The 18,962-nt window shown below is 73.3% G+C and carries 18 protein-coding genes and 1 pseudogene; 6 read left to right on the top strand and 13 right to left on the bottom strand.

Going from position 1 to position 18,962, the window contains the following annotated elements; all coding sequences use genetic code 11:
- Position 1: 1 nt before the first annotated feature.
- The 4 genes and pseudogenes from IFT77_RS06845 to IFT77_RS06830 form a co-directional block, all read right to left on the bottom strand.
- Positions 2-868, bottom strand: a pseudogene (locus tag IFT77_RS06845) (carbohydrate ABC transporter permease); the annotation flags it as partial.
- Positions 869-918: 50 nt separating this feature from the next.
- Positions 919-2,208 (bottom strand): extracellular solute-binding protein, encoded by a 1,290-nt coding sequence (locus IFT77_RS06840; protein ID WP_192169588.1) that lies wholly within the window; start codon positions 2,206-2,208, stop codon positions 919-921.
- 80 nt (positions 2,209-2,288) lie between these two features.
- Positions 2,289-3,527, bottom strand: a complete 1,239-nt coding sequence (locus tag IFT77_RS06835) for a hypothetical protein (RefSeq protein WP_244638591.1) — start codon at positions 3,525-3,527, stop codon at positions 2,289-2,291.
- A gap of 206 nt (positions 3,528-3,733) precedes the next feature.
- A complete protein-coding gene (locus tag IFT77_RS06830) occupies positions 3,734-4,876 on the bottom strand; it encodes a substrate-binding domain-containing protein (RefSeq protein ID WP_192169587.1) in 1,143 nt (380 codons plus the stop codon).
- 238 nt (positions 4,877-5,114) lie between these two features.
- Between IFT77_RS06830 and IFT77_RS06825 the strand changes: the two genes are divergently transcribed.
- Positions 5,115-6,362, top strand: coding sequence for an AI-2E family transporter (locus IFT77_RS06825; protein ID WP_244638589.1), 1,248 nt, complete (start codon positions 5,115-5,117; stop codon positions 6,360-6,362).
- A 76-nt stretch (positions 6,363-6,438) separates the two neighbouring features.
- On the opposite strand, the gene rbsD is transcribed toward IFT77_RS06825, so the two are convergent.
- The 6 genes from rbsD to IFT77_RS06795 all read right to left on the bottom strand — a co-directional run bounded on the left by rbsD (position 6,439) and on the right by IFT77_RS06795 (position 12,584).
- Positions 6,439-6,822 (bottom strand): D-ribose pyranase, encoded by a 384-nt coding sequence (gene rbsD / locus IFT77_RS06820; protein WP_192169586.1) that lies wholly within the window; start codon positions 6,820-6,822, stop codon positions 6,439-6,441.
- Positions 6,819-7,922: a ribokinase gene (locus tag IFT77_RS06815; RefSeq protein WP_192169585.1), complete on the bottom strand. Its 1,104-nt coding sequence runs from the start codon at positions 7,920-7,922 to the stop codon at positions 6,819-6,821. The genes rbsD and IFT77_RS06815 overlap by 4 nt, the downstream gene beginning before the upstream one ends.
- The gene (locus IFT77_RS06810; RefSeq protein ID WP_192169584.1) at positions 7,922-8,869 is read right to left on the bottom strand and encodes a substrate-binding domain-containing protein; all 948 of its coding nucleotides are present in this window, start codon (positions 8,867-8,869) and stop codon (positions 7,922-7,924) included. The genes IFT77_RS06815 and IFT77_RS06810 overlap by 1 nt, the downstream gene beginning before the upstream one ends.
- 80 nt (positions 8,870-8,949) lie before the next feature.
- Positions 8,950-9,921: an ABC transporter permease gene (locus tag IFT77_RS06805; RefSeq protein WP_146903122.1), complete on the bottom strand. Its 972-nt coding sequence runs from the start codon at positions 9,919-9,921 to the stop codon at positions 8,950-8,952.
- A 105-nt stretch (positions 9,922-10,026) separates the two neighbouring features.
- Positions 10,027-11,550 (bottom strand): sugar ABC transporter ATP-binding protein, encoded by a 1,524-nt coding sequence (locus IFT77_RS06800; protein WP_192040805.1) that lies wholly within the window; start codon positions 11,548-11,550, stop codon positions 10,027-10,029.
- A 2-nt stretch (positions 11,551-11,552) separates the two neighbouring features.
- Positions 11,553-12,584, bottom strand: a complete 1,032-nt coding sequence (locus IFT77_RS06795; RefSeq protein ID WP_192169583.1) for a LacI family DNA-binding transcriptional regulator — start codon at positions 12,582-12,584, stop codon at positions 11,553-11,555.
- Positions 12,585-12,807: 223 nt separating this feature from the next.
- Here IFT77_RS06795 and IFT77_RS06790 point away from each other — a divergent pair, with 223 nt between their 5' ends.
- The 4 genes from IFT77_RS06790 (at position 12,808) to IFT77_RS06775 (ending at position 15,828) form a co-directional block, all read left to right on the top strand.
- On the top strand, positions 12,808-13,224 hold the full coding sequence (locus tag IFT77_RS06790) for a DUF1304 domain-containing protein (protein ID WP_192040803.1): 417 nt from the start codon (positions 12,808-12,810) through the stop codon (positions 13,222-13,224).
- A gap of 72 nt (positions 13,225-13,296) precedes the next feature.
- Entirely contained in the window at positions 13,297-14,190 is an 894-nt protein-coding gene (gene purU / locus IFT77_RS06785) for a formyltetrahydrofolate deformylase (RefSeq protein ID WP_192169582.1), read from the top strand.
- Between the two features lie 43 nt (positions 14,191-14,233).
- Positions 14,234-14,620, top strand: coding sequence for a DUF2568 domain-containing protein (locus IFT77_RS06780; protein ID WP_192040801.1), 387 nt, complete (start codon positions 14,234-14,236; stop codon positions 14,618-14,620).
- Positions 14,617-15,828 (top strand): N-acetylglucosamine-6-phosphate deacetylase, encoded by a 1,212-nt coding sequence (locus IFT77_RS06775; RefSeq protein ID WP_244638588.1) that lies wholly within the window; start codon positions 14,617-14,619, stop codon positions 15,826-15,828. The genes IFT77_RS06780 and IFT77_RS06775 overlap by 4 nt, the downstream gene beginning before the upstream one ends.
- A 43-nt stretch (positions 15,829-15,871) precedes the next feature.
- Here the strand turns inward: IFT77_RS06775 and IFT77_RS17420 are convergent, their stop codons facing one another.
- The gene (locus IFT77_RS17420; RefSeq protein WP_192040800.1) at positions 15,872-16,726 is read right to left on the bottom strand and encodes a M23 family metallopeptidase; all 855 of its coding nucleotides are present in this window, start codon (positions 16,724-16,726) and stop codon (positions 15,872-15,874) included.
- A gap of 483 nt (positions 16,727-17,209) precedes the next feature.
- Here IFT77_RS17420 and IFT77_RS06765 point away from each other — a divergent pair, with 483 nt between their 5' ends.
- Positions 17,210-17,962 carry a GntR family transcriptional regulator gene (locus IFT77_RS06765; protein ID WP_192040799.1) on the top strand — a complete coding sequence of 251 codons (753 nt, stop codon included), beginning with the start codon at positions 17,210-17,212 and terminating at the stop codon, positions 17,960-17,962.
- Positions 17,963-18,021: 59 nt separating this feature from the next.
- On the opposite strand, the gene IFT77_RS06760 is transcribed toward IFT77_RS06765, so the two are convergent.
- The gene (locus tag IFT77_RS06760) at positions 18,022-18,483 is read right to left on the bottom strand and encodes a glucose PTS transporter subunit IIA (RefSeq protein WP_192169581.1); all 462 of its coding nucleotides are present in this window, start codon (positions 18,481-18,483) and stop codon (positions 18,022-18,024) included.
- Positions 18,480-18,719: a glucose PTS transporter subunit EIIB gene (locus IFT77_RS06755; protein WP_192169580.1), complete on the bottom strand. Its 240-nt coding sequence runs from the start codon at positions 18,717-18,719 to the stop codon at positions 18,480-18,482. The genes IFT77_RS06760 and IFT77_RS06755 overlap by 4 nt, the downstream gene beginning before the upstream one ends.
- Between the last annotated feature and the right edge of the window lie 243 nt (positions 18,720-18,962).

Genomic DNA, 18,962 nt, shown 5'->3' with positions numbered 1-18,962 from the left:
CTCAGTCCTCCTTGCCGCCGGCGAACCGGTTCTGCAGCAGCGCGATGATCAGCACGAGCACGACGAGCACGACGCCGATCGCGGCCGCCTGGTCGGGGTTCCCCTGCTCGATGCCCTTCTGGTACATCAGCAGGACGGGCGACGTGGAGGCGCCGTTCGGGCCGCCTCCGCCGGTGAGCAGGTACGGCTCGGTGAACAGGTTCGCCCCGGTCACCGTCGACACGAGCAGCACCAGCACGGTCGCGGGGCGCACCCCGGGCACGGTCACGGTGAAGAACGACCGGATCGGGCCGGCACCGTCGCTCGACGCCGCCTCGTAGAGCTCCTTCGGCACGTTCTGCAGCGCCGCGAGGTACAGCAGGATGTAGAAGCCGAGCTGCTTCCACGTGACGAACAGCGCGATCGAGGGCATCGCCCAGGCCGAGTTGATCAACCACGACGGCGACGGCGCCAGCGGCCCCAGCACCTGGTTGACCAGGCCGCTCCCGTTGAAGAGGAACAGCCAGACGGCCACGACGGCGACGCTGGCCGCGAGGTACGGCACGTAGAAGGCGACGCGGAGGAAGCCCTTGAAGTGCGACACCTTGTCGAGCGCCGACGCCAGCACCATGCTCAGCACGACGGTGAGCGGCACGTTGATGACCAGGAAGACCCCGACGTTGCCGAACGACCGCAGGACGGCCGGGTCCGTGAACGCCGTGACGAAGTTCGCCAGCCCGACGAACGGCCGGTCGACGACCGCGCCCGGCGCGGTGAAGAAGTAGTCGTGGAACGCGATGTACACCGCGTAGATCAGCGGGTACGCGAAGACCGCGAGGACGAAGACCAGGTACGGCGCGCTGAGGAGCAGGCCGAGCGGGTTCTTGCCNCTGCCGGTGACCGGGGCGGTCGCCCCGGCACGGAGGGAGGACACGGGTCTCAGCCCTGGGCCGCGAGCTCGTCGACCTTGTCGGCCGCGTCCTTCAGCGACGATCCGACGTCGCCCTCGCCGAAGATCACGCTCTTCGACCACGCGTCGCGGAACGCCTGCAGCTCGGCGACGGTGTTCGGGCCGGACGGCACCTCGACGGTGCGGGCGGCCTGGTCGCCGAAGAGGGCGTACGACGGGTTGGCGTCGAAGTAGTCGGAGTAGGTCGCGGCCAGGTCGGTGCGGATCGGCATCTGGCCCGTGGTCTCGAGCAGGGCGCGGTCGGAGTCCTCGCTGGTCGAGTACTTCAGGAACTCCCACGCGGTGCCCTGGTCCTCGCACGCCGTGTACATGCCGACGTTCTTGGCGTCGCTGAACGTGTAGGTCTCGTCGGCGTCGGTGCCGTCCTTGGTGGGCACCGGCACGGCGCCCCAGTTCACGTCCTCGTAGACGTTGACCGCCCACGGACCGACGATCGACATCGCGGCCTCGCCGTCGGCGAAGCTGTCGCCCGTGTACTGCTCCTGGCCGGCCAGGTCCTGGTCGTACAGGTCGCGCCAGAAGCCGGCGACGTCCTCGCCCGCGCCGTCGGCGAAGGTGGCCTTGCCGTCCTCGATCAGGCCGGTGCCGCCGGTCTCGGCCGCGTAGAGCGGCATGAAGTCGAACTGCGACTGGAAGAACTCGCTGGTCGGGGCCGGGTGGATGGCGTAGTCGGAGACACCGGCGTCGACGAGCGTCTTGCTCGTGGCCAGGAAGTCGTCGTAGGTCGACAGCTCGGGGTTCTCGGCGTCGAGGCCGGCCTGGGTGAAGAGGTCCTTGTTGTAGAAGATCATCACCGGGTTCGACTTCCAGGGCATCTGGTAGTACTTGCCGTCGGCGTCCTGGTACTGCTCGGCGAGGTCGCCGCTGCGGTCCTCGATGTACTCGGCGCCGTCGTCGAAGCTCGACAGGTCGACGAGACCGCCCTGCTTCTGGAACTGGCCGACCGCGCTCGGGGCCGTGTTGTAGACGAGGCAGGGAGCGTTGCCGGCCGTGATGGCGGCGCCGATGACCTCTTCGCTCGACTTGCCGGCGGGGATCTCCTGGCCCTTGACCTGCTCGTCCGGGTGGTCGGCGTTCCAGGACGCGACCGTGGCCTTGCCCCACTCGACCTCGGACTCGTTGTTCGAGTACCAGATGGTGATGGGGCCCTTCGCGGTGAGGGCGTCGCCGCCTCCTCCTCCCCCGCCGCCCGAGCAGGCGGTCAGGCCGAGGCCGGCGAGCAGGACGGTGGCTCCGATGAGTGCGGTGCGTCGTTGCACGGTGTTCTCCTTGGGTTCGGGTGGTGCGCTGCGGTGCAGGGGTCGTACGTGGTGTCGTGCGGGTGGGGGTGTCGTGCGGGTCAGGTGGTGGGGGCGTCGGACGTCGACGCCTCGCGGTAGACGTAGAGGTCGCGGCGACCAGGAGGCGCGTCCCAGCCCTGCGCGAAGGTCCAGCGGCCGTCGACCCGGCCGAGGCCGCCCCAGCAGAGCGAGCCGCCGGGCGTCAGCGCGAGCTGGTCGAACGGGTGCTCGACGTCGTAGAGCGCCTGGCTCGCGGCGAAGCGACCCTCGGCGTCGTCGTGGAACACGTCGAGCACGAGCCGCCCGTCGCCGGTGACGATCGCCGCGGCGACCTCGTGCAGGTGCCCGCCGACGCTCGACAGGTCGAGGTACGGGGTCGGCTCGAAGGCCCACGTGCGCATGTCGTCCGACCGGCCGACGTGCAGCACGCCGTCGAAGCCCTCGCTGACGAACATCAGGTACTCGCCCCCGACGCGGACGGCGTCGCCGTGCTCGTCGCGCGGGATCACCGCGCCCTTCGCCCAGAGCCGCGTCTGCTCGGGGTCGGCGATCGGGCCGAGGCGCTCCCAGGTGACGAGGTCGTCGCTGACCGCGAGCATCATGTCGCAGCCGACCGCCTCGACGGGGTAGCCGGTGCTCGGGAACGCGGCCCGCGCCTCCTCGGTGATCGGCCAGATGCCGTTGTAGAAGAGCCAGAAGCGGCCCTCGGCGCGGTAGACCTTCGGGTCCTCGGTGCCGAGCAGCTCGAGGTCGCGGGTCGGGCGGACGACCGGGTTCGCCGGGTCGTCGACCCAGGCGGCGGTGTCGGTGCCCGCGTCGGAGCCAGAGCCGGTCAGGTCGCGGGTGGCGTGGCCGATGCGGCTGCCGAGGCTCTCCTTGACGGGCGAGGCGCGGTAGAAGAGGTGCAGCACGCCCTCGTGCTCGATCATCGTCGGGTTGTAGAGCGACGAGCTGGTCCAGCCGATGCCGTCGGGGTCCTCCCACTGGTGGTCGAGCGTAAAGGTCAGCGCGGGGTCGGCGGCGAAGGGGCCGACGGCCCAGTCGGGACGGTCGGCGCCGTACGCCGCCGCGCCCGAGAAGGTGAGCTGGGCGAGGGCGCTGGTCAGCGCGTTCCGGTGCGCGAGCGCGCCGTCGAGCACCTGCCGGAGGCGGTCGCGCGTCAGCGGGACGAGGTGCGCCGCGAGGGCGGTCGCCCCGGTCGCCCCGGTCGCCCCGGTCGCGTCGTGGTCGACGCTGCCTGCTGGCACGGCGGCGGCTCGGGCGAGGTCGCGGGCGGCGGTGGTCGTCGCGGGGTCCATGGGCACCAACTTCGTCGTCGGGAGGCTGTCTCGATCTACCGAAACGTTTCGGTAGAGGTGGAGCTAGCACGCCCACCTCCGAAGCGGAACCCCGCCTCTCCCCCTCGCATTGCTCGCCATGAACCGCGTTCCGAACCATGAACCGCGTTCTGTCGCGGTCCATGGTTCGGAACGCGGTTCGACGAGCAGGCAGACTCGCCGCGGCGTCAGCGCGGAGCGGGACCGGTGGAGGCGCGGACCAGCAGGCGCGCCGGCTCGATGTCCGCGTGCGCCGACGCGGGCACCGCGCCGACAGCCGCACGCACACCCGAGTCCGCCGCGACGCCGGGCGCGACGCCGACCTCCGACGCCTCGGCCGCGTCGGGCGCCTCGACGGCGGCGAGCAGGAGCCGGGCGGCCTCCGCCCCGAGCAGCCGCGGCGCCGTCGTCAGCGTGGTCAACGCAGGCCGCACGTAGGTGCCCAGCTCGATGCCGTCGAACCCGGCCACGCTGACGTCGTCGGGCACGCGCACGCCGCGCGCGTCCGCCTCCGCCATGAAGCCGATCGCGGCGAGGTCGTTGGCGCAGAACACGGCGGTGGGACGATCGCCGCGGCCGGCAGCGCCGTCGCCGGCACCCCCGTCGCGAGCAGCGTCGCCGAGCAGCTCGGCCGCAGCGCGACGTCCCCCCTCGTACGTGAAGTCCGCCTCGACGAGCACGCCGGGGTCGCACCCTGCGGCGACGAGCGCCTCGCGCCACGCCTCGACCCGGTGCACCGCGTGGACGAACCGCGACGGCCCGGCGACGTGGGCGAACCGTCGGTGCCCGAGCGACACGAGGTGGGCGACGAGCTCGTGGACCCCCGCCGAGACGTCCTGGTGCACAGCGGGCAGCGGGAACCCCGGGGCCGGGTTCACGCCGACCGCCGGCAGGCCGAGCTGCTGCACGAGGGCGACGCGCGGGTCGTCGACGACGAGCTCGTTGAGGAACACCCCGTCGACCCGTCGACCGGCCGCGAGGCGCCGGTAGCGGTCGAGGGTCTCGTCGGCGGCCGAGCCCATCTGCAGGATCAACGCGTAGCCGCGCGGGTCGAGCACCGACTCGAGGCCGCCGATGAAACTGCCGAAGAAGGGGTCCGACTCGAGCACGAACGGGTCGCGGTGCACGACGAGCCCGACGGTGAAGGCCCGCTTGGCGCTGAGCGAGCGGCCACGGACGCTGGGCACGAAGCCGAGGTCGGAGGCGGCCTGCTTGATCCGCGCGCGCGTCTGCTCCGAGACGCCGGGCCGGTCGTTGAGCGCGCTGGACACCGAGCTGATGGCGACGCCGGCACGGGCGGCGACCTCGACGATGGTGACCCTGTCCGTCACGTCGCGCCTCCTCGTCGGTCGGCCTGTCGGCTGGTCCTCGGCGGCGGCCGGGGACCCGTCGATGCTACGGCAGGCCTCGCGAGCACCCCGTGCCGGCCGCCGAGACGACGCAGGAGCAGTCGTGCGCACCGGCGCACGCACCGGCGCACGCACCGACGGATGGCCGTCCAGCGCACGCCCACGCCCGGATCGGCGGAGTCACAGCCCACTGATAGCCGACTGACCGGAGACTCCGACCATGGACCTCCCTTGGCGCCGCCGCAGAGCGACGACCGACCCGACCACCTCGACGACCGGGGCCGCTCCCGGCGAGCCCGGAGCGCCTCCTCGTGTCCCCGTCGCGGGCGAGGCCGAGGAGGTGCGGGCCGGCTCCCCCGGCCGCGCCCTCGCACCCGGCGCGGTCCCGCCGGGCATGCTCGTGGCCGGCGCCTGGGGCTGGCGCCTGCTGGTCGTGGCGGCGTGCCTCGCGGTGCTGGGCTGGCTGGTGTCCCGCCTCGAGGAGATCGTGGTGCCGCTGCTGATCGCGATCCTGATCTGCGCGCTGCTGCAGCCCGTCGTGCGCCTGCTCACGCGGCGGCGGGTGCCGCACTGGCTCGCGATCGTGGTGGCGCTGCTCGCGCTCGTCGTCGTGGTCGGCGGCCTGCTCGTGCTCGTCGTGACCCAGGTGCGTGCGGGTGCGGGCGACCTGAGCGACAAGGGCATGGCGGCGTACGACAGCCTGCGGCAGTTCCTGCGGACGTCGCCGCTGAAGCTCACCGACGGCGAGTTCGACCAGTACGTCGGCCAGGCGGGGCAGGCGCTGCAGGACGCGAGCCAGCAGATCCTCAGCGGCGTCGCGGCGATCGGCTCGGCGGCCGGGCACCTCGTCGCGGGCGGGCTGCTGACGCTCTTCGCGACGATCTTCCTCCTGATCGACGGTCGGGGCGTCTGGCACTGGGTCGTCCGGCTGTTCCCGCGGGCGGCACGGCCGGCCGTCGACGGAGCAGGTCAGGCCGGCTGGCTGACGCTCACCTCGTTCGTGAAGGTGCAAGTGGTCGTCGCTGCGGCGAACGGCATCGGGATCGGCCTGTTCGCGTTCTTCCTCGGGCTGCCGCTGGCGGTGCCGATCGCGATCCTCGTGTTCCTCGCGTCGTTCATCCCCGTGCTCGGGGCGATCGTGACGGGTGCGCTCGCGGTCGTGCTCGCGCTCGTCGTCGCCGGGCCGGTCCAGGCGCTGGTGATGCTCGGCGGGGTGCTGCTCGTGCACCTGCTCGAGGCGCACGTGCTGCAGCCCCTCGTCATGGGAGGCGCGGTGAAGGTGCACCCCCTCGCCGTGGTCTTCGCCGTGGCGGCGGGCTCGCTCGTGGCCGGCATCCCCGGAGCGCTCTTCGCCGTGCCCACCGCCGCGACCGTCAACGTCATGGTCAAGTACGTCGCGTCGGGCCGCTGGAAGGCCCGACGCGAGGGCCCGCTGGCCGTCGACGGGGCGCCGCCCGCCGGCGCCTGAGGCGCGGGCGGGCGGTCGCCGGGGTCGGCCGGACCGACGTGGGCGCGGAGCTCGACCCAGCTCAGCTCAGCTCAGCTCAGAACGGCACCCCGCAGCGCAGCACCACGTTGGCGTACGGCGTCGCCTCGCCCGTGCGGACGAGCAGCCGCGCCCGCCCGCTCAGCGCCTTGAGCTCCTCGTGCGAGACGTGCGCGACGTCGTCGAACCGTGCGGCGATCTGCTCGCCCGCCGCGGTGCCGACGCTCTCGTCCGCCGCCGTGCAGGCCTCGAAGACCGCGTCGGCGAGCAACGCGTCGAGCACCCCGGCGAAGGACGGCAGGCCGTGCACGACCGCGAGGTCGACCACCGGCACGCCGACGGGCAGGGGCAGGCCGCAGTCCGCGACGACGACGAGGTCGCCGTGGCCGAGGCCGCTGATCGCCGCGTTCAGCTGGGCGTTGAGGATCCCGCCGCGCTTCACGCCCGCACCTCGGTCGCAGGGCTCTCGGCCGTCGGGCCGTCAGCTGCAGCGCTGTCGAGCGCCGTGACCTGCTCGTCCGTCGACGGCAGCTCGTCGTCGACGCCCGGGTACGAGGGCTGGGTGCCCGCGGTCGTGACCGAGTAGGCACCGACGCGCACCGCCTCCTGCGCGGCCTCGAGCAGCGAGGAGCCCCCCGCGAGCGCGGCGCTCAGGGCGCCGACGAACGCGTCGCCGGCTCCGGACGAGTCGACGGCCCGCACCCGCGGGGACGGCACCGACCACGAGCCGGAGGCGTCCGAGACCAGGGCGCCGGCCGCACCGCGCGTGAGCACGACGGAGGCGACGCCCAGGCCGCGCAGCTCGGCGACGACGGCCGCGTCGTCATCCGACGAGACATCAGACGCGTCCGACGACGACGGGTCCGAAGGGGCAGCAGCCGAGGAGGCGCCGGTCGCGTCCTTCGACGCGTCCCGTCCCGCGAGGCGCTCGGCAGCCTCCGGCGCGACGAGCTCGAGCAGCAGGCGCCCCTCGTGCTCGTTGAGGACGAGCGGGTCCGCGAGCCGGACGACCTCGGCCGAGACCGCCACGACGGGCGCCAGGTTGAGCACCAGGCGCCCCGCTGACAGCCGTGCCGCGCGCTCGATCCCCGAGACGGGGATCTCGCCCTGCAGCACGACCACGGCGGCGCGGGAGACGACCTCGGCGTGCCGGGCGACCGCCTCCTCGTCGACCGAGGCGTTGGCCCCGGGCACGACGACGATCGTGTTCTCGGAGTCGGAGCCGACGCTCACCACGGCGAGCCCGGTGGGGCCCTCCGCCGTGGCGACCCGCTCGACGTCCACGCCGCTCTCGACGAGCAGCGGCAGCGCCGCCGAGGCGTGCACGTCGTCGCCGACCGCGCCGATCATCGTCGTGGCCGCGCCGCGCCGGGCCGCGGCGACGGCCTGGTTCGCGCCCTTGCCGCCGGGCAGCAACGTCATCGACGTGCCGATCAGCGTCTCGCCGGGGAGGGGGAGGCGGTCGACCGTCACGACCTGGTCGACGTTGATCGACCCGACGACGACCACGCCGGCCCCGACCACCTCAGCGGAGCCGTGCATCAGGAGAAGTCACCCACGTTCTCCTTCGTGACCGTGATGACCTCGACGGCCTGGTCGGAGGCGCCGTCGTCGCCCTCGCCGCCGTCGATCGCCTTGACGGCCTGGTCGACGGCGAGTGCGCCGAGCTCGCCCGGCTGCTGGGCGATCGTGCTCGACATCGTTCCGGCCTCGATGGCCTTCAGGCCGTCCTCGGTGCCGTCGAACGCGGCGACCTTCACGTCGGTGCCGGCACGCGAGCCGAGCGCCTGGATGGCACCGAGGCCCATCTCGTCGTTCTCGGCGAAGACGCCGACCGCGTCGGGGTGCGCCTGCAGCAGGTTGGTCGTGACGTCGAGCGCGGTGGCGCGGTCGAAGTTGGCGGTCTGCTGCGCGACGACGGTGATGCCGGGGAACTCGGCGATGCCCTTCGTGAAGCCCTCGCCGCGGTCGCGGCTGGCCGAGGTGCCCGCGACGCCCTGCAGCACGATGACCTCGCCCTGCTCGCCGATGGCCTCGGCCAGCGCCTTCGCGGCCTGCTCGCCGCCGGCGACGTTGTCGCTCGCGACGAACGACGCGACGTCGGCGCCGTTGACCGCGCGGTCGACGGCGACGATCGGCACGCCGGCGTCGTTGAGCTGCGAGGCGGCGGGGCCGGCGGCGTCGCTGTCGACGGCGTTGAGGATGACGGCGTCGGCGTTCGACGCGGCGGTCGCGAGCTGGTTGCTCTGCGTCGCCGAGTCGTTCTGCGCGTCGACGACCTGCAGGTCGACGCCCTTCTCGTCGGCCTCGGCCTGGGCGCCGTCACGGAGCTCGACGAAGAACGGGTTGTTGAGGGTCGACAGCGACAGGACGACCGTGGGGCGGTCGGCCTCTCCTGCGGGGGTGCGGTTGCAGCCGGCGGTGCCGGTCACGACCACTGCGACGACGGCGGCGACGGTGGCGGCCTTGCGGAACGAGGAAGACTTCATCGTGTGTCCTTCGGTGGGGTTCTGGTGGTGCGGGTGGGGTTCAGGGGAAGAGAGACGAGGAGGCGCGGGTCGGGTCGCGACTACGCGCTGCGCGTCTTGCGGCGCAGCACGTCGACGCCCACGGCGAGCGCGATGACGAGGCCGATGACGACCTGCTGCCAGAACGACGTGACGTTGAGCAGGTTCAGCCCGTTGCGGATGACGACGAGCACGAGGGCGCCGATGACCGTGCCCGAGATGCGGCCGACCCCGCCGGCGAGGCTGGCCCCGCCGATGACGACGGCGGCGATCGCGTCGAGCTCGTAGCCCGCCGCGGCCTGGGGCTGGGCGGAGTCGAGGCGCCCGGCGAGCAGCAGGCCGGCGAGCGCGGCGAACAGGCCCGCCAGGCCGAAGACAGTGACGACGATCCGCTTGACGGGCAGGCCCGACAGGCGGGCCGCCTCCGCGTTGCCGCCCACCGCGTACATGGTCCGGCCGATCACGGTGCGGTTGAGGATGAACGACGCGATCGCGGCGGCGACGACCAGCACGATGACGGGCACCGGCACGGGTCCGACGTTCCCGCCGAGGAACGACACGGCGGCGGGCGTCGAGATCGGGCGGCCGTCGCTGACGACGAGCGTGAGGCCGCGGGCGACGCTGAGCATCGCCAGGGTCGCGATGAACGACGGCAGCTTGCCGTAGGCGCTGGCGAAGCCGTTGACGAGGCCGGCGACGAGGCCGGTCGCGAGGCCGACGACGAGGGCGAGACCGCCGGGCAGGCCCGCCGTGGCGAAGGTCCAGCTCGACACCATGGCCGAGAGCGCGGCGACCGAGCCGACCGAGAGGTCGATGCCGCCCGCGACGATGACGAAGGTCATGCCGAAGGCGAGCACCGCGACGGTCGAGACCTGGATGCCGATGTTGAGGAGGTTGCGGCCGGTCAGGAAGTCGGGCGTCGCGATGAAGAGCGCGAGGCAGAGCACGACGAGCCCGACGAGGGCGCCGTTGGCGGCGAGGAACGCCTTGATGTCGAAGGAGCGTCGCTGCGCCTTCACGGTGGTGGTGGTCATGGGTGTCTTCCTGGTCTGGTGGGGTTCGTCGGGTCGTGGTGGGGGAGGCAGCGCGTGAGGCGGAAGCGCGGGAGGCGGCCGTCCGGTCTGCAGCGCGCGGTCGCGTCAGGCCGCGTCGGAGTCCGGGACGTCGCGGGCGGCGAGCGTCATCAGCGCGTCCTGGGTGGCGTCGGCCGCGGCGAGCTCGCCGGCCACGACGCCGTCGCGCATGACGATGATCCGGTCGCTCATGCCCATCACCTCGGGCAGCTCGCTGCTGACCATGACGACGGCTCCGCCGGCGGCCGTGATGGTGTTGATCAGCTCGTAGATCTCGACCTTGGCGCCGACGTCGACGCCGCGTGTGGGCTCGTCGAGCAGCAGCACCGTGGAGCCGGCGATGATCCAGCGGCCGAAGACGGCCTTCTGCTGGTTGCCGCCCGAGAGCGCGCCGATCGGCTGGTCGATGTCGCGCATGCGGATGCGCAGGCGGGAGGCGACCGCCTCGGCACGCTCGCGCTGGCCGGTGAAGTCCACGAGGCCGCCCCGGGCGCTGGAGGCGAGCGTCGCGTACCCGAGGTTGTCGTTGACGGAGGCGCCGAGCACGAGGCCCTGGCCCTTCCTGTCCTCGGGGACGTGGCCGATCCCCGCGGCGATCGCGCCGGCGACGTCGCCCTTCTTCAGCACCGTCCCCCGCACGCTGACAGTGCCCGCCGAGTAGCGGTCGACCCCGGCGATCGCGCGGACGACCTCGGTGCGGCCGGCACCGACGAGGCCGGCGATGCCCAGCACCTCCCCCGCCCGCACCGTGAACGACACGTCGCGGAACCGCTCGCCGGTGAGGCCCGAGACGACGAGCACGTCGCCCGCGCCGTTCTCGGCGCCGGTGCCGCGCGGGTACTGCTCGTCGATGTCGCGGCCGACCATGAGGCGCACGAGCTCCGCCTCGGGCGTCGACGCGGGCACCTCGGCGACGAAGCGTCCGTCGCGGAGCACCGCGACCGTGTCGCCGATCTCGGCGATCTCGTCGAGGTGGTGGCTGATGAAGAGCATGCCGACCCCGCGGGCCCGCAGCTGCGCGACGACGGCGAAGAGCTGCTCCGTCTCGTGCCTGGTGAGCGCCGCCGTCGGCTCGTCGAGGATGAGGATGCGCGCGTCGATGCTCAGCGCCTTCGCGATCTCGACCAGCTGCTGACGCGCGATGCCGAGCTCGGCGACCTTCGTGTCGACGTCGACGTCGAGCCCGATCAGCTCGAGCGCGGCACGGGCCCGACGCTTCAGCTCCCGCCGGTCGACCATGCCGAACCGGGTCGGGAACCGGCCCATCATCACGTTCTCGGCGACGCTGAGCGACGGCACGAGGTTGAGCTCCTGGTGGATGGTGGCGATGCCGAGCTTCTCGGCGGCGAGGGTGCCGGGCAGCGAGACGGGCTCGCCGTCGACGAGGACGCGGCCGCCGTCGGGCTGGTAGACGCCTGACATCATCTTGATGAGGGTCGACTTGCCCGCGCCGTTCTCGCCGAGCAGCACCTGCACCTGGCCGGCGCGCACGTGCACCGTGACGTCGTCGATGACCCGCACGGGCCCGAACGACTTGCTCACGCGGTCGAGGGTGAGGAGGGGACGATCGTCGCTGATCGAGGTGGTCATGGTCAGTTCCTGCCGAGGGGTCGGGACGGGGTGGGGACGGGAGAGGACGAGGAGGCGCGGACGACGAGCTCGCTCGGCAGCGTCACCGAGTCGGGACGCCGTCCCGCGATGACCTCCTGCAGCAGCTCGACGGCGCGTCGCCCCATCTCGTCGACGCTGTGCGCGATGACGGTGAGGGCCGGGTTGAGCAGCGAGAACCACTCGACGTCGTCGAAGGCGACGACGGCGACGTCCTCGCCGATGCGGAGGTCGAGGCGGTGGAGCATCGCGATCGCGCCGACGGCCATGAGGCTGTCGGCCGCGAGGATCGCGGTCGGCGGCTCGTCGAGGCTGAAGAGCGCGTGCACGCCCTCCGAGCCGCTGGCGCTCTGGAAGTCGCCGAGGTGCACGAGGACCGGGTCGTCGCTGAGGCCGCTCTCGGCGACCGCGCTCGTCCACGACTCGAGCCGCTCGCGACCGGTCGAGACGCTCTGCGGACCGGCGATGTAGCCGACGCGCACGTGCCCGAGCTCGGCGAGGTGCCGCACGGCCGCCCGGATGCCGGGGCCGCTGTCGGTGGTGACGCTCGGCACGTCGACGCCCGGGATGGTGCGGTCGACGAACACGGTGGGCACGTCGCGCGTCAGCAGCGCGTCGATGCTCGCGGAGTCGCCGCCCTGCGGGGCCACGATGACGCCGTCGACGCGGCGCGAGATGAGCGTGTCGAGGTAGCGGTCCTGCTGCTCGCGGTTCTCGTTGGCGTTGCCGAGCAGCGTCACGTAGCCGAGCTCGAGCAGGCCCTGCTCGATCGTGTGGGCGAGGTCGGCGAAGAACGGGTTGCGGACGTCGGAGACGAGCAGGCCGACAGTGTCCGACCGCGTGGAGCGCAGCGCCCTGGCCTGGGCGTTCGGGCGGAAGTCGAGCTCGCGGACCGCCTGCTCGACCTGCTCGCGCGACTCGGCCGAGGTGGCCGGGTTGCCCGACAGGACGCGCGACACCGTCGCCGGGGAGACCCCGGCGCGCTGGGCGACGTCCTTGATCGTGACAGCGGTCATCAGCTACTCCGTCGTGAGCTCGGGTGGTGCGGCAGGTCGCCCTGCGCGGGTGGTCGTAGTTCGTGGAATCGATTCCATGGAACCGATTCCATGACGGTAGCCGCGAGCGCGTCGGGTGTCAACTGCGCCCGTCGCGTCGCGGTCGCCGACTCGCCTCCCGGCCAGCCGCCTCCCTCATGGACCCGCCTCGCGGGCAGCGCACCCCCGGGCCTAGAGTCGGCACATGATCGTCGCCCTCGTCGCCGCCGCCCTCGCGGCCCTGCTGCACGTGTACATCTTCGTGATGGAGTCCGTGCTCTGGACGACCCCGCGCGTCCGCGCCACCTTCGGCATCACGAGCGACGCCCAGGCCGAGCACACGAAGCCGCTCGCGCTGAACCAGGGCTTCTACAACCTGTTCCTCGCGATCGTGACGGCGGTCGGCGTCGTGCTGGTCGCGGCCGCCGACCCGGCCAGCGCCTCCAGCGCGTTCGAGGCGTCGCCGTCGGGCAACGCCCTGATCGTGGCCGGCACGGGCTCGATGCTCGCCGCCGCCCTCGTCCTCCTCGTGACCGATCCCCGCAAGGCGCGCGCCGCCGCGACCCAGGGGCTGTTCCCGCTCGTGGCGCTGCTGGTGCTGCTCGTCTCCGCCGCCGCGTAGCCGGCACTCGCGGTCGGGCCGCTGGCGCACGGCATCGCGAGACCGGCGCACGCCGCGCACTACCCTGGGCTGGTGACCGACCCGACCACCGCCTCCTCGGCTGCCGCCCCGGCCGCGCCGACGACCCACTGGACCCTCACGCTCGTCTGCGACGACGCCCCCGGCATCGTCCACGCGATCAGCGGAGCGGTGGTGGAGGCGGGCGGCAACATCACCGAGTCCGCCCAGTTCTCGAGCCACGACACCGGCACCTTCTTCATGCGGCTGCAGGTCGAGGCGCCCGGCGAGCGCGCGGCGTTCGAGGCGCGGCTCGCCCCCGTCGTCGAGCGCTACGGCATGCAGCACGAGCTCGACGTCGTCGGTCGGCCGACCCGCACGCTCGTGCTCGCGAGCAAGGCGGCGCACTGCCTCAACGACCTGCTGTTCCGTCAGCGCGCCGGCCAGCTGCCGGTCGAGATCCCCCTCGTGCTCGCCAACCACCCCGACCTCGGCGAGCTCGCGGAGTTCTACGGCACCCGCTTCGAGCACCACGCCGTGTCGGACGCCGAGAGCAAAGCTGCCTTCGAGGCCCGCGTGCTGCAGATCGTCGACCGCTACGACATCGAGCTGGTGGTGCTCGCGCGCTACATGCAGATCCTCAGCCCCGAGCTCTGCACGGCGCTCGAGGGGCGCGCGATCAACATCCACCACTCGTTCCTGCCCGGCTTCAAGGGCGCGAACCCGTACCGGCAGGCGCATGCGCGCGGCGTGAAGCTGATCGGCGCGACGGCGCACTTCGTGACGAGCGACCTCGACGAGGGGCCGATCATCGAGCAGAACGTCGTGCGGGTCGACCACACCCGCAGCGCGCCCGAGCTGATGGCGATCGGCCAGGACGAGGAGAGCCGCACGCTCACCCAGGCCGTCCGCTGGTTCGCCGAGAACCGGGTGCTGCTCGACGGCGCCCGCACCATCGTCTTCCGCTGACCCGCCGCGCCGTGCACCTGGCGCGCGGTCGTACGCTGGCACCGTGACCCCGACCGACGCCGCGACAGCCGACCACCGTCCGCCCGCGGCTCGCCGCCCCGCCCCCTTCGACCTGCTCCGCTTCGCCGTCGAGCTCTTCGCCCTGTTCTCGCTCGCGCTGTGGGGCTACCTGGCCTGGGCGTGGCCGTGGCCCGCCCTCGCCTTCATGCTCGGCGCCCCGGGCTTCGCCGTCGTCGTCTGGGCCCTGTTCCGCTCGCCCCGTGCCGTGGTGCCCACCGACCGGGTCGGCCGCAGCCTCGTCGAGATCGCCGTGATGGGCGCGGCCGCGATCGCCTGGGCCCAGCTCGGTCACCCGGTCGTCGCGGTCGTCTTCGCCCTCGTCGCCGCCGTCACCGGCGTCGTCGCCGCCCGCCGGGAGGACCGCGCATGAGCACCACCCTCTTCACGAACGCCCACGCGGTCGAGGCCACGGGTGAGACCCCGGGCTTCTGGATGCTCGTCGACGGCGACCTCATCGTCGCGACCGGCAGCACGGCCGAGCAGGCCTTCCCGCTCGAGGCCCCGGGGCGGCACCGCGACGGCCGAGACGGACTAGGAGGCGCGCTGCCGGTCGCCGACGTCGTGGTCGACCTCGACGGCGCCCGCCTCACCCCGGGCCTCGTCGACCTGCACACCCACGGAGGAGGCGGCGCCAGCCACGACGGAGGCGCCGACGAGATCGAGCGCGGCCTGGCCCTGCACCGCGCGCACGGGACGACCCGCTCGCTGGTGAGCCTGGTCGCGAACCCGATCGACCGCCTCCGGGGCTCGCTCGAGACGATCGCCGAGCTCCGACGTCGCGACCCGCTCGTGCTCGGCGCGCACCTCGAGGGTCCGTTCCTCGCGCCGCACCGCAAGGGCGCGCACGCCGAGCAGCACCTCGCCGTGCCCTCACCCGAGAACGTCGACGCCCTGCTCGGGGCCGTGCCCGGCGTGGTGCGGCAGGTCACGCTCGCCCCCGAGCTGCCGGGCGGGCTCGACGCCGTCGAGCGCATCGTCGCCGCCGGCGCCGTCGTCGCCGTCGGGCACACCGACGCCGACCACGACCTCGCGGTGGCCGCGTTCGACCGTGGCGCGACCATGATGACCCACGCGTTCAACGCGATCGCGGGCATCGGCCACCGCGAGCCCGGCCCCGTCGTCGCGGCCGTCAGCGACGACCGCGTCACGATCGAGCTGATCCTCGACGGCGTCCACGTGCACCCGGAGGTCGTCCGCATGGTGTTCGCCTCCGCCCCCGGCCGCGTCGCCCTGATCACCGACGCGATGTCCGCCGCGGGCTCGGCCGACGGCGACTACCTGCTCGGCGAGCTCGCCGTCACCGTGAGCGACGGCGTCGCGGTGCTCGCCGGCACCGACACGATCGCCGGCTCGACCCTGACGCAGGACGCGGCCCTCCGCCTGGCCCTGACGCGCGCCGAGCAGTCGCCCGTGTGCGCCGTCGAGGCGCTGACGACGGTCCCCGCGAAGTCGCTCGGCGAGGGCGACCGGATCGGCCTGCTGGCGCCCGGATACGTCGCCGACGCCGTCTCGTGGACCGACGACTGGCACGTGTCCCGTGTGTGGGCCGCGGGCCGGGAGCTGACGGACGGTCGCTGAGCCGCGTCGGCAGCTAGAGCGGCGGCGACGAGACGGGCGGCGGCTAGAGCGTGCGGCCGGCGTTGGCGTCGAGCCAGGCGCGCGGGTCGACCTGGGTCGAGCCGCCGATCAGCACCTCGAAGTGCAGGTGCTCGCCCGTGGCCACGCCGCTGCGGCCGACGAGCCCGACGAGCTCGCCCACGGCGACCTGCTGGCCCACGACCAGCGGGCTCGACCCGACGATCATGTGCGCGTACAGGGTGCTGACCTTCTGGCCGTCGATCACGTGGTCGATGACCGCGTACTGGCCGAACTGCGCGTGCAGGCCCGACGTGCGGACCGTGCCCGCGGCGACGGCGCCGATGGGAGTGCCGCCTCCCGGGGTCATGTCGAGGCCCATGTGCATGCTCGAGCAGGCGGCGCAGGGCGCGGCACGGGGCCCGAAGCCCGAGCTGAGCACGACGGTGCCGGGGAAGGGCCACCGGATGTCGCCGGTGCCCGAGTTGACGATCGTGCCGCCGCCGGCCGCGACTCCGCCGGTGCGGGTCGACTTCGCGTTCGAGGTGCCCTTCTCGGGCGTCGGCGCGACGACCGGGGGCGGGGGCGGCGGAGGCGGGGCGTCCTTGACGACGAACGCGTCGCGCTCCGAGACGGTGAGCACCACGAGCGAGGCGGCGAGCGTCTGGCCGGGGACGGGGGCCGCGGCCGAGGTCTGCACGACCGATCCGCCGAGGTCGCTCGCGGTCGCCGGCGTGACGTTGGACGAGAAGAACAGCCCGCTCGCGAGGAACGCGACGGCGGGCACCGCGGCGGCCCGCAGCCGACGGGCGGCCTTCGACATGGTCGCGCGGGCGACGGGCGGTGCCGGCGGCGTCCGGGACGACGAGGAGGCGCGGGCCGGCGAGGTCGAGGCAGGCACCCGGCGAGGGCGAACGGGCACGACGGCACGACGCGAGACCGAGGCCGGCGCAGCTGCCGGCGCAACGGTGGACGCAGCTGCAGGAGACGCGACGGCCGGAGACGGGACGGGAGTAGATGTAGCGGTGACCGGAGCCGACGAGGCAGCATCGGACGGAGCGGCAACAGCCGACGATCCGGCGAGCGCGGCGCGCTCCCGTGCCAGCGCTTCACGCCGGGTCAGCGGAGTACCAGGCTCGACCGGGGCGCGGTCGGGAGCGCTCACGGGGCCGTCACGAAGGGGCCGGGGCTGTCGATCACGGTCCTCCTCGCTCCACGGGTCCCGTCGAGTGTAGGCCAGGGGCGCCCGTCGCACCAGGGCCGCGCCCCGGTCGCGGGCCAGCGCCGGCCGTGCGGGGGTGCGTAGTCTGGGGGCGCACAGATAGGTCATGACCGGACGGGACCACCGCCTCCGGCCCGACGACGACAGCCGAGGGGGCACGCCATGGCACGGGCGACGGGGCAGCGGATCACCGACGGGGCCGTGCCGAAGCACGAGCAGCTCCGCACGATCCTGCAGCGCCTGGCGGCCGACGAGCTGCCCGCCGGCGCCGCGGTGCCGAGCGAGCGCCAGCTGATGGTCGACCACGGGGTCAGCCGCATCACGGTGCGGCAGGCCGTCGGGCAGCTCGTCGCCGAAGGGTGGCTGACGCGGGTCCGCGGCAAGGGCACCTTCGTGGCGCACCGCGCGGTGCAGTCGACCCTGCGCCTCAACTCGTTCACGAGCGAGATGACGTCGCTCGGCCACCGCCCGAGCACCGTCGTGCTCGTGCGCGACGAGTGCCTCCCCACAGCCGAGACCGCGGCGGCCCTGGGGCTCGGCCCCGACGAGCCGGCCCTGCACGTCAAGCGCCTGCGCCTCGCCGACGGCGAGCCGGTCAGCATCGACGACGCCTGGTACCCGTCCGCCCGGCTGCCCGGGCTGCTCGACCGCGACCTCAGCCTCTCGCTCTACCGCCTGCTGGCGGACGAGTACGACCAGCCGGTGACCCGGGCGACCCAGACGGTCGCCGCCCGCGAGGCGCCCGTCGACATCGCGACCCTGCTGGGGACGCCCGACGCCGCCCCCGTGCTGCACTTCGAGCGGGTGTCGTTCTCGGGCGACGACCCGATCGAGCGGTCCGAGAGCTGGTACCGGTCCGACCGGTACCGCCTCACGATGCAGGTGACGTCGGCCGACGGGCCCCAGGAGGCCTGAGCCCTGGGACGTGACCTGGTCAGGGCGCCTGGGCCCTCAGGCCTCCGGTCAGCGCCGGCTCAGAACTCGAAGAGCGGCGACCGCGCCTCGAGGTCGCTGCCGACCGACCCCTGGGGCACGCTGTCGGGTGCGCTGTCGAGCACGATGACCGGGCAGACCGCCGGGTAGCCCGCGGCCGCGACGACCGCCGGGTCGAAGCGCACGACGACGTCGCCCGCCGCGACGGTCGCGCCCTCGGCGACGGCGAGCTCGAAGCCCTCGCCGCCGAGCTTCACCGTGTCGATGCCGACGTGCACGAGCAGGCCGGTGCCCGACTCGTGCACGACCGCGAAGGCGTGCGGGTGCAGCGTGACGATCTCGCCGTCGACGGGCGAGACGACGTCGACGAGGCGACCGCCCGCGGGAGGCGCGCTCGGCTCGATCGCGACGCCCGCTCCTACGAGCTGGCCGGCGAACACCGCGTCGGGCACGTCCGCGAGCGAGACGACCCGGCCCGTGACGGGGGCGAGCGCGACGGTCACAGCTCTTCCAGGAGGTCGTTGATGTCCTCCGCGAGCGAGTCGGCGATCGTGCCGACGATCACCTGGACGCTGCCGCCGGCGTGGACGACCGCGGTGGCGCCCGCGGCCTTGAGCGCGGCGTCGTCGACGAGCGAGACGTCCTTGACGTCGGTGCGGAGGCGCGTGATGCAGCCCTCGATCTCCTCGATGTTGTCGGCGCCGCCGAGTCCGTCGATCATGGCCTGTGCTTTCGACATGAGCTGTTCTCCTTCGTCGTGGGGCTCGAGCCCGCGGCGGGTCCGGACGGGCTGCGTCCGAGCGGTGCGTCCGAGGACCGAGCGCGCCTCCTAGTTGACACCACCGGCGGGTCTGAGGAAACTACCACTCACTGGTCATGACCGGACAGGACCGGCCGACCCGCACCTCCTGCCCCAGGGCCCTCCCCGCCTCCGACGATCCGTCGGGCGCGGCCCCTGCCGCACGACTCTGCGCCCCGACGA

This window comes from Frigoribacterium sp. CFBP 13729 (genome assembly GCF_014841875.1).
Lineage (GTDB): Bacteria > Actinomycetota > Actinomycetes > Actinomycetales > Microbacteriaceae > Frigoribacterium.
The sequence above is the reverse complement of the archived record's forward strand: the minus strand, read 5'-3'. Positions and strand labels throughout refer to the sequence as shown.